The sequence below is a fragment of the Geofilum sp. OHC36d9 genome, from assembly GCF_052400685.1.
Lineage (GTDB): Bacteria > Bacteroidota > Bacteroidia > Bacteroidales > Marinilabiliaceae > CAZHHH01.
Genome location: NZ_JBQTGJ010000001.1, coordinates 448319 through 465019 on the forward strand (window position 1 = coordinate 448319; position 16701 = coordinate 465019).

At 43.1% G+C, this 16701-nt stretch carries 12 protein-coding genes; 6 read left to right on the forward strand and 6 right to left on the reverse strand.

Annotated features, from left to right (window positions below; all coding sequences use genetic code 11):
- Positions 1 to 56 precede the first annotated feature (56 nt).
- The 6 genes from ACT3CD_RS01540 (at position 57) to ACT3CD_RS01565 (ending at position 9409) form a co-directional block, all read left to right on the forward strand.
- Positions 57 to 941, forward strand: a complete 885-nt coding sequence (locus ACT3CD_RS01540; RefSeq protein ID WP_444642265.1) for an AraC family transcriptional regulator — start codon at positions 57 to 59, stop codon at positions 939 to 941.
- 254 nt (positions 942 to 1195) lie between these two features.
- A complete protein-coding gene (metH, locus tag ACT3CD_RS01545; RefSeq protein WP_444642267.1) occupies positions 1196 to 4930 on the forward strand; it encodes a methionine synthase in 3735 nt (1244 codons plus the stop codon).
- Between the two features lie 163 nt (positions 4931 to 5093).
- Positions 5094 to 6050 carry a methylenetetrahydrofolate reductase gene (locus ACT3CD_RS01550; RefSeq protein WP_444642269.1) on the forward strand — a complete coding sequence of 319 codons (957 nt, stop codon included), beginning with the start codon at positions 5094 to 5096 and terminating at the stop codon, positions 6048 to 6050.
- Between the two features lie 66 nt (positions 6051 to 6116).
- Entirely contained in the window at positions 6117 to 7484 is a 1368-nt protein-coding gene (locus ACT3CD_RS01555; RefSeq protein ID WP_444642271.1) for an NAD-dependent succinate-semialdehyde dehydrogenase, read from the forward strand.
- A complete protein-coding gene (locus tag ACT3CD_RS01560; RefSeq protein WP_444642772.1) occupies positions 7484 to 7936 on the forward strand; it encodes a regulatory protein RecX in 453 nt (150 codons plus the stop codon). Before ACT3CD_RS01555 ends, ACT3CD_RS01560 begins: the two co-directional genes overlap by 1 nt.
- Before the next feature lie 96 nt (positions 7937 to 8032).
- A complete protein-coding gene (locus ACT3CD_RS01565) occupies positions 8033 to 9409 on the forward strand; it encodes an LPP20 family lipoprotein (RefSeq protein ID WP_444642273.1) in 1377 nt (458 codons plus the stop codon).
- Positions 9410 to 9458: 49 nt separating this feature from the next.
- On the opposite strand, the gene ACT3CD_RS01570 is transcribed toward ACT3CD_RS01565, so the two are convergent.
- The 6 genes from ACT3CD_RS01570 to mreC form a co-directional block, all read right to left on the reverse strand.
- Positions 9459 to 10325, reverse strand: a complete 867-nt coding sequence (locus ACT3CD_RS01570; RefSeq protein ID WP_444642275.1) for a lysylphosphatidylglycerol synthase transmembrane domain-containing protein — start codon at positions 10323 to 10325, stop codon at positions 9459 to 9461.
- Between the two features lie 163 nt (positions 10326 to 10488).
- Complete coding sequence (locus tag ACT3CD_RS01575) at positions 10489 to 11790, reverse strand: KamA family radical SAM protein (protein WP_444642277.1); 1302 nt, start codon at positions 11788 to 11790, stop codon at positions 10489 to 10491.
- Positions 11791 to 12037: 247 nt separating this feature from the next.
- Positions 12038 to 13462 carry a rod shape-determining protein RodA gene (gene rodA / locus ACT3CD_RS01580; protein WP_444642279.1) on the reverse strand — a complete coding sequence of 475 codons (1425 nt, stop codon included), beginning with the start codon at positions 13460 to 13462 and terminating at the stop codon, positions 12038 to 12040.
- The gene (mrdA, locus tag ACT3CD_RS01585) at positions 13452 to 15296 is read right to left on the reverse strand and encodes a penicillin-binding protein 2 (protein WP_444642281.1); all 1845 of its coding nucleotides are present in this window, start codon (positions 15294 to 15296) and stop codon (positions 13452 to 13454) included. The genes rodA and mrdA overlap by 11 nt, the downstream gene beginning before the upstream one ends.
- A gap of 9 nt (positions 15297 to 15305) precedes the next feature.
- On the reverse strand, positions 15306 to 15824 hold the full coding sequence (mreD, locus tag ACT3CD_RS01590) for a rod shape-determining protein MreD (protein ID WP_444642283.1): 519 nt from the start codon (positions 15822 to 15824) through the stop codon (positions 15306 to 15308).
- Positions 15817 to 16653, reverse strand: a complete 837-nt coding sequence (gene mreC / locus ACT3CD_RS01595) for a rod shape-determining protein MreC (protein ID WP_444642285.1) — start codon at positions 16651 to 16653, stop codon at positions 15817 to 15819. Before mreC ends, mreD begins: the two co-directional genes overlap by 8 nt.
- Between the last annotated feature and the right edge of the window lie 48 nt (positions 16654 to 16701).

Here is a 16701-nt window from a genome sequence, read left to right on the forward strand (position 1 = left end):
GTTCTCCCGACAAATACTATATTTGCATTGAATTGTATTCATTTTGCAAAATGCTAATGTTAAAAGATTCCAGAAATATTATGCACGAACAGGTGGTTATTCCTGGCGGCAGTCCCATTCGTGTTAAATGGAATGATTTTCCTCATTTTACTTTTCCCTGGCATTTTCACAGTGAATATGAAATTGTGTATATATTAAAGAGTCACGGAACACGTTTTATTGCCGATTCATTGGCGCCTTTTGAAGAGGGTGATTTAGTTTTGGTGGGTAGCCAGGTGCCCCATTATTGGAAAAACGACAAGGCTTTTTATGATGAATCAACGGCTCTGAGAGTTAATGCTATCGTGGTTCAGTTTTCGGGTGATTTTATGCGTCAGGCAATACTTGACTATCCTGAAATGGGGCACATAAAGGAGTTGTTGAATCGTTCTTCGCAAGGTATTCATTTTTCTTTGTCGTTTGCCAGACGCTACGACGGGTTGATAAAGGCATTGTTTCAGAACAAAGGCTTTAGCAGGTTGTTAAAGTTGTTGGAATTGTTGGATGGCATGGCCCGAACCAAAGAGTATTGCTTGTTGGGGAGCCCTGATTTTGATCAGCAAATGCCCGAAATAAGAGATCATCGGTTAAATAAAGTGTTGAATTATATTAGTCTGAATTACACCCAAAAAATGGTGGTGTCGGAACTGGCCTTTAAATTTGGGATGAATGCGGCAGCTTTTAGCCGGTTCTTTAAATCTAAAACCGGAAAGACGCCGGTTGAGTACATCAATGATATGCGGATAAATTATGCTTGTAAGTTACTGCAAAATGGTGATCTGTCTGTTTCGCAAACCTGCTTCGAATGTGGATTTAATAATTTGTCGAATTTTAACCGTATTTTTAAAGGTAAAATGAATATGACGCCCAAAGAATATTTGGTTCAGTTGGGAGGCTGGTGATAAATTGCGATTGTCCGGAAACGTCTGTGGCCGATAAAAAAGTTTTATTCTTGATGTTTTAGAAATTTCTGAAATGTGAGTTTAATGGTGTAAATGACTGTTTTGACAGCCACCGTAACGAGAAGGTGAACTTTATTGCCTGACTTTAAATGCGTCTGTAGGATGTTTTTCGACGTTGTAATTAATGATGTTGATATAGAAATTGGCTTCACTGAAATGGTTTGGTTTCTTTGTAGTCTTAAAATAAATTATATATGACCAGAACGGAATTGTTAAAGGCTGTGGCTCGTGAGCGTATTTTGTTACTCGATGGGGCTATGGGCAGTTTAATACAGAAGTATCAACTGAAGGAGGCTGATTTCAGAGGAGAACGATTTGCGAATCATCAGTCGTCGGTTCAGGGCAATAACGATTTGTTGTCGTTAACGCGCCCCGATATTATTTCTACCATTCATCGTCTGTATCTGGATGCCGGTTCCGACATTATTGAGACCAATACGTTTAATGCCAATCGGATTTCTCAGGCCGATTATCATATGGAGGGGCTGGTGTATGAACTGAACAAGGTGTCGGCACAACTGGCAGCTGAAGCTGCTGCTGCTATGTCCACGCCTGAGAAACCCCGTTTTGTGGCCGGGTCTATGGGCCCTACCAATAAAACGGCTTCGTTGTCGCCCGACGTGAATAACCCCGGTTATAGAGCTGTGACCTTCGACGATCTGGTGGAGACTTATGCTGAGCAGGCTGTTGGTCTACTGGATGGCGGTGTGGATATGTTGCTGCTCGAAACGATTTTTGATACGCTGAACGCCAAAGCGGCCTTGTTTGGAATCAAAAGAGAGCTCAGAAAGAGGCATCTCGAAGATTTTCCTGTCATGGTGTCTGTCACGGTGGCAGATGCCAGTGGGCGTACCTTATCGGGACAAACGCTTGAGGCGTTCCTGATATCAGTGGAACCCATGCCGTTGTTTTCCATTGGTCTTAACTGTTCGTTCGGGGCCAAAGAATTGAGAAGTTATGTGGAAGAATTAGGCCGCAAAACGTCTTTGCTAATTAGTGCTTATCCCAACGCCGGACTGCCAAATCAGTTTGGCGATTACGATGAAACGCCCGATGAAATGGCGCCTCAGATTTTTGAGTATCTAAATCAGGGGCTGGTGAATATTATTGGTGGTTGTTGTGGTACTACACCTGATCATATCGCTGCTTTTGCACGTTATATTAAAGACGGGAAGCCACATGTGCCACCGGTATTAAAACCGCAAACAAAGTTAAGTGGACTGGAGCCGTTGGTGTTTTCTGCTGAAATAAATTTTGTGAATGTGGGAGAAAGGGCTAATGTGGCCGGGTCTAAACGTTTTGCCCGTTTAATTAGTGAGGAAAAGTACGAAGAGGCTTTGTCGGTAGTTCGCGACCAGGTGGATGGTGGAGCTCAGATTATTGATGTTAATATGGACGATGCCATGCTAGATGCGGAGAAGGAGATGGTGACTTTTCTCAACCTGATGGCGTCGGAACCCGAAATAGCCCGTCTGCCTGTCATGATCGACTCGTCACGCTGGAGTGTTCTCGAAGCCGGATTAAAATGTATGCAGGGTAAATCGGTGGTGAACTCGATCAGTTTAAAGGAAGGTGAAGCTGTTTTTCTGGATCATGCAGCTAAAATTCGTCAGTATGGCGCGGCAGCTGTCGTGATGGCTTTTGATGAAAAAGGACAGGCCGATAGTTTTGATCGTCGCATTGCTATCTGCAGCCGTGCGTATAAGTTGTTGACAGAGAAAATAGGGTTTCCGCCCGAGGATATTATTTTTGATCCCAATGTGCTGGCTGTTGCAACCGGTATTGAAGTTCATAATAATTATGCCATCGATTTTATTGAGACCACCCGTTGGATAAAGGAAAATCTGCCACATTGCAAAGTGAGCGGTGGTGTCAGCAATCTTTCGTTTTCTTTCCGGGGTAACGACAAAGTACGTGAAGCCATTCATTCGGTGTTTTTATTTTATGCTATCAAGGCTGGCATGGACATGGGTATTGTTAACCCCGGAATGTTGCAGATTTATGATGAAATAGAACCTGAATTACTGGAATTGGTGGAGGATGTCGTATTAAACCGACGCCCGGATGCCACTGAGCGGCTGGTTGATAAGGCTGAAAGTTATAAGCTGGAGCCCACCGATGCTGTGGTGAAACATGATGCATGGCGCGACGAAACGCTGGAGAACCGTTTGCAGCATTCGCTGATTAAGGGGATTGTCGATTATTTGGAGGAGGATTTGATGGAAGCCAGAGCCATATATCCATCTTCACTCGATATTATTGAGAAACCCCTGATGGATGGAATGAATGTAGTGGGCGATCTGTTTGGATCGGGAAAGATGTTTTTACCGCAAGTGGTAAAAACGGCTCGTGTGATGAAAAAGGCCGTTGCCTGGTTGCAACCTTTTATTGAAGAGGAGAAGCGGGCTTCGGGTCAGGAACCCACAAAAGCCGGTAGAATATTGATGGCTACTGTTAAAGGGGATGTTCATGATATAGGTAAAAATATTGTGGGCGTTATACTGGCTTGTAACAATTACGATGTGATTGATTTGGGCGTGATGGTGCCGGCAGCGAAGATTCTGGAGGAGGCTGTGAAGCAGGATGTTGATATTATTGGGCTGAGCGGACTAATAACGCCTTCGCTGGAAGAGATGGCTAATGTGGCCCGCGAAATGGAACGCAATGGTTTTACCATGCCGTTACTAATTGGTGGTGCCACAACATCGGCTGTGCATACAGCGGTTAAAATTGATCCTTTTTATTCGGGTGCGGTGGCTTATGTTAAAGATGCCTCAAAGAGTGCACAGGTTGTGGGAGCCTTGATGTCACCGCGCGATCACGATAGTTTTATAAGCGGTATAAGTGACGAATTTAAGCGACTTAGGGTCGCTAACGATAATAAAAAGAAGCGTTCTTATCTTTCGTTGGCTGCGGCACGCGAAAAAAAATATACCATCAATTGGGATGCCGGTCAGGTGCATGTACCCCTTAAGCCTGGTATTCATGTCTTTGATGATTATCCCATTGATGAGATTATCCCTTTTATTGACTGGACGTTTTTTTATCACGCGTGGCGTTTAACAGGTAATTATGATGGGATGGATGCATTAACCGATGCGGATTCGGTTGATATTTGGCTGGAGAGGTTTAAGTCTGACGACGCTAAAGCAAAAGCCGGCGAGGCACTTAAATTATATCGTGATGCATTGCAGATGCTTCAGAAGATTAAGGATGATAAAATGGTGCGTCCCAGAGCCGTTATCGGTATTTGGCCGGCCAATTCGGTGGATGATGATATTGAAGTTTATGATGTTGATGATCCCGGAAAAAGAATGTGTACTTTTCATCACATCCGAGAGCAGCAGGAAAAACCAGGCAAGAAGAATTATTACTGTTTGTCCGATTTTGTGGCTCCTAAAGGGAGTGGTGTGAAAGATTATATTGGTGGTTTTGCGGTATCGGCAGGCGAGGGTATAGAACCATGGATTGAGAAATATGAAGCCGATAGTGACGACTACAAAGCCATTTTGCTTAAGTCGCTGGCCGACCGTCTGGCGGAAGCGCTGGCTGAGTTGATGCATTTTAGGGTGAGACGCGAGTTCTGGGGCTATCAGCCTGATGAGGTATTTGATCATGATAGCCTTGTGCGGGAACGGTATCGTGGTATTCGGCCGGCGTTAGGTTATCCGGCCTGTCCTGATCACAGTGAGAAACGGGCATTATTTGATTTGTTGCATGCCGAAAAAAATGCGGGTATCTCTTTAACTGAACATTTTAGTATGTACCCTAATGCCAGTGTTAGTGGTATCTATCTGGCACATCCCGAAGCTATTTATTTTGGGGTCGGTAAAATTCAGTCCGATCAGGTTGAAGATCTGGCCCGACGAAAAGGGGTTTCTGTTGCAGAGGTGGAGAAATGGATTCCTACAATGTTGGCTTATAAATAGTGACTGTCCGTAAAATTAAGTATTTGAAATATGAAGTTCAGCGTCATTATAATTAAGGTGTTTCCTTTTCGCAAATGGCTGTTTTTATGGCTAGCATAATGAAATCGTTGGACTTAATAAACAAATTCCAGATCGTTGTATTGTTTCCTTAACTGTGTCAATTATGTTAACAGCTGCCCAGATGATTCGGGAGGTCTCAGCTCCTTCTTTTTCGTTTGAATTGTTGCCCCCGTTAAAGGGGAACAGTATCAAACGTGTTTTTAATACGGTGGAGGTGTTAAAGGAATTTAAGCCTTTGTTTGTAAATATTACTTCGCATCGTGATGAGGTGTATCAACACGATGAGGAAAGCGGGCTGGTGGAACGTCTGGTTTTTCGTAAAAGACCCGGTACTGTGGCAGTTGCGGCGGCCATCAAACACAGGTACGGTCTGCGGGTGGTTCCACATATCATTTGTAACGGCTTCACAAAAAGTGAAACGGAATATGCGTTGATCGATCTGAATTTTTTGGGTATTCATGATTTGTTATTTGTGCGGGGCGACAGTCGTTATCAGGGTTCTCATTTTCAGTGGCGGGACGGAGGTCATAAACATACCCTGGATTTAATTCATCAGGTGACTGAACTTAATAAGGGGCATTTCCTCGATTCAACAGCAACTGAAGTTTTTGAAACGCCTTTTAGTTTTGGTGTAGCTGGTTATCCCGAGAAACATGTTGAAGCGCCTGATTTGGATTCGGATGTTTATTGGTTGAAAAAAAAGGTGGATGCGGGTGCCGAATATGTCATTACCCAGATGTTTTTTGATAACAACCGCTTTTTTGATTTTGTGAAGCGTTGTCGAAAGGTTGGAATTGATGTTCCCATCGTGCCCGGGTTGAAACCGGTAACGACCAAAGACCAGTTGAGCGTGCTCCCCGATATTTTTAATATACAATTTCCAACTCAGCTGGCTGCTGAGCTACGTCGTTGTAAAACCGATGAAGACGCTGCTCGGGTTGGCGTGGAATGGTCTGTTTGTCAATCTAAAGAGTTGCTGGCAAACGGCTTTAATCTGATTCATTTTTTTTCGATGATGGCGACCGGCAGTGTGAGTAAGATTGCCGGACAAATCTATTGAATGAGGTTTGAGTTTATCCGTCTTTTAGGTTATATTCGTATAAATCTTCATTAAATATGATTTGTTATGCTTATAAGATCCGTAAATCCTGCAACAAATGAGGTGGTTCGTGAGTTTGAAGAGATGCAGATGAGCGAGGTCGATGAAGTTCTCGATCATTCATTAACCGCTTTTTATAATTGGCGCAAAGTTTCGCTTGATAAAAGACGTGATTTAATCCTTTGTCTGGCTGTTTTATTGGAGGCCCAACGCGAAGGCTTAGCCTATAATATCAGTATTGAAATGGGTAAGCCAATTCGTCAATCACGAGCCGAAATTGATAAGTGTAGCTGGTTATGTCGTTATTATGCCGATCACGCTGAGGCTTTTTTGTGCCCCGAAGTGGTGGAAACTTCATTTTCCAGTTCTCGCGTGGTTTTTAGACCGTTAGGTCCGGTTTTGGCCATTATGCCATGGAATTTTCCCTTTTGGCAGGTGTTGCGATTTTCAGTGCCTGCATTGTTGGCCGGGAATACGGTGATTTTAAAACATGCCTCAAATGTTTCGGGGTGTGCTCTGGCCATTGAACAGCTCATGAAAGAGGCCGGTTTCCCATTTAAGGTTTTTCAAACTATTTTGTTGAGTAGCAACCGTATCAGTAGGGTGATTGGTGACAGGCGTATTCGGGCTGTTACATTTACCGGCAGTACGCCGGCAGGACAAGCAGTAGGTTCTGCTGCCGGGCAAAGTCTGAAAAAATCGGTCCTCGAACTGGGAGGAAGCGATCCTTATATTATTTTGGCTGATGCCGATGTGAAAAAGGCGGCCGAAGCCTGTGTGAAAGCCCGACTTGCCAATGCCGGACAGAGTTGTATTTCGGCGAAACGTTTTATAGTGGAGGCCCCTGTTTTTGACGAGTTTCAGCAATTTATGGTCCAGGGATTTTCTAAAGTGAAGATGGGCGACCCCCTCAATGATGATACTGATTTGGGGCCTATAGCACGGGTCAATTTGCGGCTCGATCTGGAGGCTCAGGTTAATAATAGCATTGAAAAGGGGGCCGGGTTGGTTTTGGGTGGTGCTATGGCGGGTATTTCTGGTAATTATTATCCGCCGACGATACTGAATGATGTGAATTCCGGAATGCCTGCCTGGCACGACGAGTTGTTCGGCCCTGTGGCGGCTTTGATAAAAGTACAAAATGCCGAGGAGGCCGTTTCTGTTGCCAATGACACTAATTATGGGTTGGGAGCGGCGATTTTTACCTCCGATTTGGATCGTGGTATTTATTTGGCCGACAATGAGCTGGAGGTAGGAACTTGTTTTGTGAACGATTTTGTTCGGTCCGACCCCCGATTACCTTTTGGAGGTGTTAAGGATAGTGGTTATGGCAGAGAATTGGGCTTGTTCGGATTGCGTGAATTTGTGAACGTTAAAACGGTGGTGGTGTGCTGATGGATTTTGCTAAGGCATTTGAGAAGGCCACTGCTTTGTGCGCCCGTAAAGAATACTGCGTTTCTGAAATGGTGAGCAAGTTGAAGAGATGGGAGACGCCGGAAGAATTGATTCCCCAGGTGATCGAAAAGTTAAAGGCAAATGCTTTTCTCGATGAAAATCGATATGCCCGGTTTTTTGTGCGCGATAAGTCTAAATTTAATAAATGGGGCGTTCGGAAGATTGCCTGGGCTTTGCGTCAAAAAAAAATTCCCGAGGATATTGCCGGGGAGGCGTTGGCTCAAATTAGTGCAGATGATTCGTTGGATACGTTGATAAATTTACTCTCAGGTAAAAACAGAACCTTGAAATTTGATGATCCCTATAAACGAAAAGCGGCCCTGGTGCGTTTTGCCATGTCAAGAGGATTCGATTATGAGATGACTCTTAAAGTTGTGGAGCGTTTTTTGTAACTTACCGACGATGAGTTTAAAGAGATCTGTGTCATTTATGTGAATGATATATTTGATCCTTATTGTTCGATAATAGCATCTGAAAACCTATATATTATGAACCGCATATTTTTAATCCCTTTTTTATTTTTTTTGTGTTATCCGTTGTCTGCCGAAACAGCGCGTAAGCCTCACTGGGTGAAACACAGGCCTTCGGGCGATGCGTATTATATCGGGATTGGCATGGCGCGTAAAGAGGCATCAGGCATGGAATACGCCCGTGAGGCGCGCAATTATGCGCTTCGTGAGTTGAGCTCTGAAATTAAAGTGACCGTGGCTTCCAATTCCATATTGAGTCAGTTTGAAAATAATTTTCAGTTTCGGGAGCAGTTTGAATCTAAGGTTTATACTTCTGTTGAACAGACTCTGGAAGGTTATGAGGTTCAAACCTGGGAAAATAAGAAGGAGTACTGGGTCATGCTACGCTTGAATAAGCAGCAATATGCCATGCGGCGTCAGCAGAAGCTGGATAAAGCCAAAATGTTGGCTTCAGGTTATTTTTCCGAGGCGCGCAGGAGTGTGTCTAAAGGAGATGTGGTGGCGGCTTTGACTTCATATTACAAGGCCGTAGAGGCTTTACAGGATCATGTTGGTGAAGATTTGACAGATCGTTCGGTGGACGGAACCGTGAATTATGCCACTGATATAATGAGCGATTTGAGGTCCTTGTATCGCAATCTCGAATTTAAGGCCGCATCGGGAACCTATCAGGCTGCTTTTTCGAAGTTATCCTCCCAACCGTTAATGTTAAATGTCAGGTTTTTTAATGATGGACAGGCTTTCCCGGTGGCGGGTTGCCCTGTGAAATTTGAATTCTCATCGGGCGATGGTGAATTGAGTGCCGATGCTGTTACCGAGGCAGATGGAATGGCTAAGGCCCTTATCACCCGTTTTATTTCAAAGCGAAAGCTTCAAACAGTTACAGCCAGTCTGGATGTTCAATCCTTACTTAAAAATACGGGTATCGAAAGTGATCTGGTGAAATGGTTTTTGCCCCAGTCTGAGATTCCTATGGCGTCGTTTAAAATAGCATTGCAGCGGTCAACGGCTCTTTTTTCTGCCGAGGAGGTTGTCTTTGGCTACAAGGACGATCGTCTCACTTTCTCAAATTTGGTAAAGTCGGTGTTGAATGATAATTATTTTTCTTTTACTAACAATCCCGATAAGGCAGAATATGTGGTTAAACTGCAGTTGCAGTTTCGTAAAGGAGAAGAAAAAAAGGGAACTGGTTACGCTGTGTTCCTGGTACATGCCGATATGTTTATAACGATTTATGACGTTGTGCAGCAGACGGAGATATTTTCTGAGAGTTATACCGACGTGAAGGGGATGTTACCGGGAAGTTATGATAAAGCTTTGCGTGAGGCACGTGATAAGCTGATGCAGAAGGTGGAATACGAACTATTGCCCCGACTGGATAAGCTGGATATTTGATGGTTTGTAATGGGGAAATGGCATTTCCCTCCTGATACCGGTGTTTTACTTATTGTGAGGAAAGGATGTTGGCCGGATGAATGGTATATATTATGCCCGGCAGAGCGGTGATGGCCGATGTTACGTAGAATAATAAGCTTAGTGTTACGGCTGTATTGGCATTGACTCCCAGTTGAGTGGCACCCCACATGAAGACCATTTCGCGTGCCCCGATTCCTCCAAGCGTTATTGGTACCGATCCGGCTATTGCAGAAAGAAAAAACAGGAACAGATAATCATCGTAACCGGAGCTGTTATTTACCCCCAATGATTTTAGAATCATGACCGCTGCAATCATTTGTAAACTTTGACTAAGAAGGGACCATAGCAGCGTCTTTATAAAGCCGGGTTTGAGTTTTTCGTTAAAAAAACAGAGAAAGAGGTAATAGCCCAGGGCTATCAATGGAACGGTAATCCAGAGCCATTGTCGTAGCGGAATTTGTATTTCAATAAATGCAACGAGCACTGCCAGCATCATTACAATGATTGCCAGTCCGCTGACGCGGTCAGAGAGAATGGCGCCTATTGTTTGTCTAAGATTATTGTTTTCGTGTTTGTGAATGAGATAGACTTTGAAACCGTCACCGCCTACACCACCCGGTAAAAAGAGATTGTAAAAAAGGCCCAGCCAGTAAAGCCTTAAATTTTGGATAAAAGTAATATTCAAGGGAAGCAATTTGAACAGAGATAGTAGGCGGCGTGACGCAACAATTTGTGACCCGATAAAAAATATCAGGGCTATCAGAAGCCATGCATAATCGGCTGAGGTGATTTTTTCCCAGGTCTTGGCGAGATTGATGTTGGAAAAAACGTAATACAGCGCAGCCGAGCTGAGTGTTATTTTGAGAATTAAATTGAGTAGCTTTTTTCTGCTCATAAATTGAACTCCTTTTATAAAAGGTGTAAAATTATAATTTTATTTAATTTTTGCTAATCGGGCAGCTGTTTGTCTATCAGTAAATGTGCCAAAAAAGAAGCAGACCCCAAAGAATTATATCTTGTTGGATCTGCTTTTGTGTGTTTGAATCAGCAATTATGTATTAGTCAAGAAGCATTTCGGCTAATTCTTCTTCAAAGAAAAATTCTTTTTTTCCGAAGGCCGGTTTTAAGTCGTCTATCCATAGTGCCTCAGAGCTGTATTTGGCAAAGAAAGGACGTGTGGTCCACTCTTTATTACGGCCTTGTATAAATTCCATTACAAATACTTTTTCGCCTAAGACTTCAGTTACTCCCACAATGCGGATTTTACCTGCTGTGCATGACATGCTGGGCCCGCGCACGGTTCTTGAAATGCCACTTACTTTGTTATAGGCGCGTCTGAATATGTCCCATGCCCGAACCAATGGTATGCCGAAATATTGCTGGGCACCGGTGTCACGTGCTATAAACATATAATATGGTATCATTCCCAATTGTACTTGTTTCTTCCACATTTCCGCCCATATTTTGGGGCTCGCATTAATGTGGTTGAGTAATGGCGATTGGGTTCTTATTTGTGCGCCGGTACTTCTGATGCGTTCAATGGCTTTTTTGACCGCTTCAGTGCTTAATTCACGCGGATGGTTAAAATGGGCCATGAAGGAGAGTGACTTCCCGGCTGCAGTGATTTTTTTGAAGATTTTTAGAATGTCGTCAGCATCGGGATCGGTAAGGTATCGATAGGGCCAGAATGTCAGTGATTTAGACCCGATACGGATGGTCTGAAGATTGGGAATATCCGCCTCAAGGATACTGCTGATATAAGCATCCAGAATATTGGCTTTCATTACCATAGGGTCTCCCCCTGTAATCAGAAGATCGGTTATTTCAGTATGTTCTTTCAGATAACCTATTATCTGATCAACCTCTTTCATGGCGTATTTCAGATTGTCCATACCGGTAAACTGTGGCCATCTAAAACAAAAGGTGCAGTAAGCATGGCATGTTTGTCCCTGCGATGGGAAAAACAGCATGGTTTCATTATATTTATGTTGTGCTCCGGCTAGTTTTTCACCTTTAAAGACGGGCACATTATGACTTTGTCCGGCAGGATGGGGGTTTAGTTGGTGCCTGATCTCATTGGCTGCTTTTTTGATGTCTGCTTCGCTTGCGCCGGAGGTCATAAGATAAGAGATGCGATTGAAGTGTTCTGTGCGAAGCATGTCCTTTTGTGGGAAGTTGAGGATAAACATGGGATCAGATTTATAATCATCCCAGTTAATTAACTCGTTTACCACATAATTGTTTGTTTTAAAGGGTAACACGTTCGCTACTACATCTATATTATGCAGGTCTTCTGCACTTATTTTTGCGATTTGGTCAATCTGTTTGTAGTTACGTGCCGTGTAAATTTGATACTTCATGGGCATGTTGATTTATTTGGTTGTTACAAAAATGCATAACTCGTCTGGTACGGGTTCTAGGCGTAGCAATCAGAGATTGATGAAATCGGTTAACTGGCTTGAGAGACAAAGGCCTGAAGTAACGAGGCCTTTTATTCATAATTTAATCAAATATACAACTATAAAAGGTTTTATACAACCTTTTATTCGAACATTTTTTATTTATTTTCAAATCCGGATTGGGTGTTTTCTGAAATAGAGTTAGTTGTTAACGAATTAACTGGGCTCTGTTGGTGTCGAGTTTCAGAAAGATAAACAAGAGGATTGTAAAACCCCACAGGGAGGAACCGCCATAGCTGAAAAAAGGTAACGGAATGCCAATAACAGGTGCCAGACCAATGGTCATACCAATGTTAATTGCCATGTGAAGAAAGAATATGGCTGCAACGCTATAGCCATATATTCTGCTGAAATTTGAGTGTTGGTGTTCAGATAGAATGACCAGGCGGATTAGTAAAGCCAGAAAAATCAGAATGACACCGGAAGTTCCGATAAAGCCCCACTCTTCGCCAACGGTACAAAAGATAAAGTCGGTGCTTTGTTCGGGTACGAAGTTGAATTTGGTTTGGGTGCCTTGCAGGAAGCCTTTCCCGGAGAACCCTCCTGAGCCAATGGCTATTTTTGATTGGTTGACGTTGTAACCGGCGCCCAACGGATCGTCTTTTAACCCGAGCATTACCAATATACGGGTGCGCTGATAATCGGTCAGCACTTTTTCGAAAAAGTAATCGGTTGAATAGGCAAATCCTATGGCCCCCCAAAATAAGGTGAGCGATATGAGGATGTGCTTTAGACGTTTTGACAGTGCGTTGTATAGAAGCCATAGGCTACTGAGAATAGCGCCCGATAACATAGATTGGTATTGGTTAACCGTATCGGAGGATGCACGGGTGATTATCGCCATTAGTGTATAGCCGGCTATTGCCACTATGATGGCAATAAAAGTGATTTTTCCGGTTTTTTTTAAAAAAAGATGAATAATGGTTGATGCGTATAATAGTCCAAGTATTAGTTGGTTGGAAATTAGAAGTGTTGATATGAATACAGCAATGGCGATAACACCAAACAATAGGATGTAAGGTGTCATCCCTTCCCTGAAAAATACGATCAGAAAAGCAAAAAATACAAGAGCTGACCCGGTATCATTCTGAAGAATAATAATGAGTATGGGGGCTAACCAAAGTGCTCCCAGGGTTAGTCTGTCGGGCCATTTGGTCAGTGAGAATTGAAATCGACTCATGAGTCTGGCAATGGCCAGCGTTGTGGCTACTTTTGCGAGTTCGACCGGTTGAAATCTGAAAGAGCCAACTTGAAACCATGAATGGGCTGCGTTAACTTCTACCCCTATAAAGATCACGGATATTAAAAGAATTGTGGTTATGATGTAAAATATGTTGGCAAATTCGACATAGAACTTACTGTCGATTAGGAAAATGAATCCTATTGAAATAGTAGATATGCCAATCCACAGTAATTGCTTGGTATATTCTTTGTCCATGGAAAGACTAAACGGAACGCCGGGTTCGGTATTCGCGGCATAAATGTTAAGCCATCCAAAACCAACCAGCAGGACGTATAGAATGACTGTTAACCAATCGATATTTTTCAGGGCTCTCGTACTGTTACTTGTCATTTTTTCCTGTCAAATTAAGGTTTAACATACGTTCTTCAAGCCATTTTCGCGATGGCTGAATGGCCCCTTTAAGGTACGATTCGGTGAGCAGACTGGCAATAGGTGCGGCTGATGACGACCCAAAACCGGCATTTTCTACATATACGGCAATTGCTATTTGGGGGTCGTCCTTCGGTGCGAAAGCGATAAATATACTGTGGTCTTCACCATGGGGATTTTGAGCGGTACCCGTTTTTCCGCAAATGGTGATGCCTTTAATACGTGCTATTCTTGCTGTTGATTCAAAGTCACTCCAAACAGCTTGTTCCATTCCTTCAATTACTGTCTCGAAATGATTTTCATTAATATTGGTGTTGTGAGTTGTCTTAAATCTTGAGGGGACAGTATCTGATTTGATGCTTTTAATCAGGTGTGGTGTCAGGTAGTACCCACGGTTGGCTATTGTTGCGGTCATGTTTGCCATTTGGAGTGGCGTAACAAGCATCTCACCCTGTCCAATGGCCAGCGAGATGACGGTAAGGCCTGCCCAACTTTTATGATAAATTCTGTCGTAATAACTACTGCCTGGTATGTTCCCTGTTCCTTCGCTCGATAAATCACTGTTCAGACGGTTGCCTAATCCAAAACGTGTGACATATTCACGCCATATATCCAAAGCCTTTTGTGGTGTCTCGTATTTGGGATTGTCAATCATGTTTCTGAAAACATTACAATAGTATGCGTTACATGATGTGCAGATGGAATGAATCAGATCAAGCGGCGATTGGTGATGGTGACATCCCACCGATAACCCTCTTGTGTGATAACCACTATTGCAGGTGAATTCCGTTTTTGGTGTGACAATGTTTTCCTGAAGCCCTATCAAAGCCATCAATGTTTTAAAGGTTGATCCCGGCGGATAGCTCGACATGGCGGCCCGGTTAAGTAAAGGTGAGAGGGTGTCGTTTGATAACACCGGAAAATTGACCGAGCGTTGACGGCCAACAAGTAATGTGGGATCGAATGATGGGGCTGATACCATTGCCAGGATATCTCCGGTGGAAGGCTCAATGGCGATGATGCTGCCTGTTTTGTTTTGCATGAGCTTTTCGGCATATGCCTGTAATTCAATATCCAGTGTCAAAGTAATGTCTTTCCCGGCAACTGCGGCTGTATCAAGACGTCCGCCACGCATGGGGCCTTTCTCACGCCCATGCACATCAACCATTACATATTTTGCCCCTTTTTTACCTCGCAGAAACTTTTCGTAGGTGTATTCAATGCCGTTAACTCCGGCGTAGTCACCCAATGAATAATACGGATCCTCTTTGAGTAATGACTCGGTGGCTTCGGCAACATAACCAAAGACGTGCGCCGCATTGGGATACTCATATTTTCGTACGGTTCGGCGTTGTACAAAGAATCCTTTGAATTTGTATTGTTTCTCTTGAAAAACAGCGTATTGTAAGGTCGACATTTGTTTGTAAAAAACCGATGGCTTAAAACCTGATATTTTGTTTCTCCTGAGATTTTGTTTGATTTCATTGAAGAAGCTTTCGCATTCTTCTCTTGTTATTGTAATGGATTCACAAAATTCGGTGGTGTCGAAGGGCACAACTTCGCGTGGTACGATCATTAAGTCATACACGGGTTGATTTGAGATCAGAAGTTTGTGATTGCGGTCGTAGACCAATCCGCGAGCCGGATATTCCGTAATTTTTCGTTGCGTGTTACTGGCTGCTGAGAATTTATATGAAGGGTCTACAACCTGAAGCACGAATAATCGTATGATAAACAGAATGCTTATCAATACAAAAATCAAGATTATGACGATGCTTCGATTGTTATTTCCCATGATCTGATCTTAAAAGCGTTTTTCTTTTTGATGGCCAAACAACATGGCAATTGTAATAATGAGAAGGGTAAATAGAGTGCTTACTGTTGTTTTCCATAAAGTGGCAAAGATGTTGGCAAAAGTAAAGGCTTCAATGAGAAAGAGAAACAGGTGGTGTGCAAATACTGTGATGGCACTGTATTTTAGAAACCATGAAAAACCAAAATAAGAGGGCGTGGGCAGGCTGCCTGGTTCATAGCCATCGCGGGGAGCCAGAAAACGCAGTAGAAAAGGCCTCAGAAAGGCGATGAAAACCGAAGCTGAAGTATGCATCCCCAGTGAGTTTAAAAAAACATCCATCAACAGTCCCAAAAAGAAGCTGATAACCAGTAATAACCAATCCGGAATCTCCACCGGAAGCGTCAGGATAAATAATACGTACAGAAAAGGGTTGATGTAACCACCCAAATTTAGGTTATTAAGTATTATAACCTGAATAAGGATAATAATAATGAGATTGAATAGATATCGCCCTAAATTGTTAATCATCTTCTGTTGTTTTTTCCAGTTCTTTTTGTTCCTTTCCGCTTATCTTTTCGACGACTTCAACATAGGTGAGACGACTGAAGTCAACCGATAATTTTACGGTGATTTCGTAGAATCCCTCGCCTTGTTTCAGCTCGTAATTTTCGATGGTTCCAATGAGAATACCTTCCGGAAAGATGGCTGAATAACCGCTGGTGATAACCGCATCGCCCACCGATAGTTTGGCATGGCCTGGGATTTCATAGAGGGTGGCCTGTCCGGGCGCTCCTCCTTTCCAGGTTAGTGAGCCAAAAAAGTCCGAATCTCTGAGTTTAGCTGAAATTTTTAGCTGAGTATTTAAAAGTGAGATGACGGTGGCATAATGGTCCGAGACATGTCTGGTAATGCCAACTAAGCCGCGCGCCGAAATAACGCCCATCCCTGATTTTACGCCTTGTAATTTACCAGCATTGATGGTCAGGTAGTTGTGTAGCTTGTTGACGGAATTATTGATGACTTTTGCAGGGGTGAAGAGGTACTGACTGTCTCTTTGTGCTGTGAATTGCGGTGAGTTGTGTTTTTCAATCTCCCCACTTGAGGCGTAGTCGTATACCCGGCTTCTTAACAATGCATTTTCTCTCGACAGTTCATCGTTGGCTCTTCGAAGCGAGAAGTAATCTCTAAAATTGGAGGTTAGTTCAAAGATGCTGGTTGCCAAACGTCCCGAAGAATTTAAAAACAATTGATGTTGATGCTGATTGTAGTTAACCAGTAAGTAGAAACTCAATGTTTCAAACAACAGAAACAATAGAAAGAAATGATATCTGAGGATGAACCGAATGATGTTTCTCATGGTTATGAAAACGTTTTTAAACTCCTAACATAACTGTTGGTTGTTGCC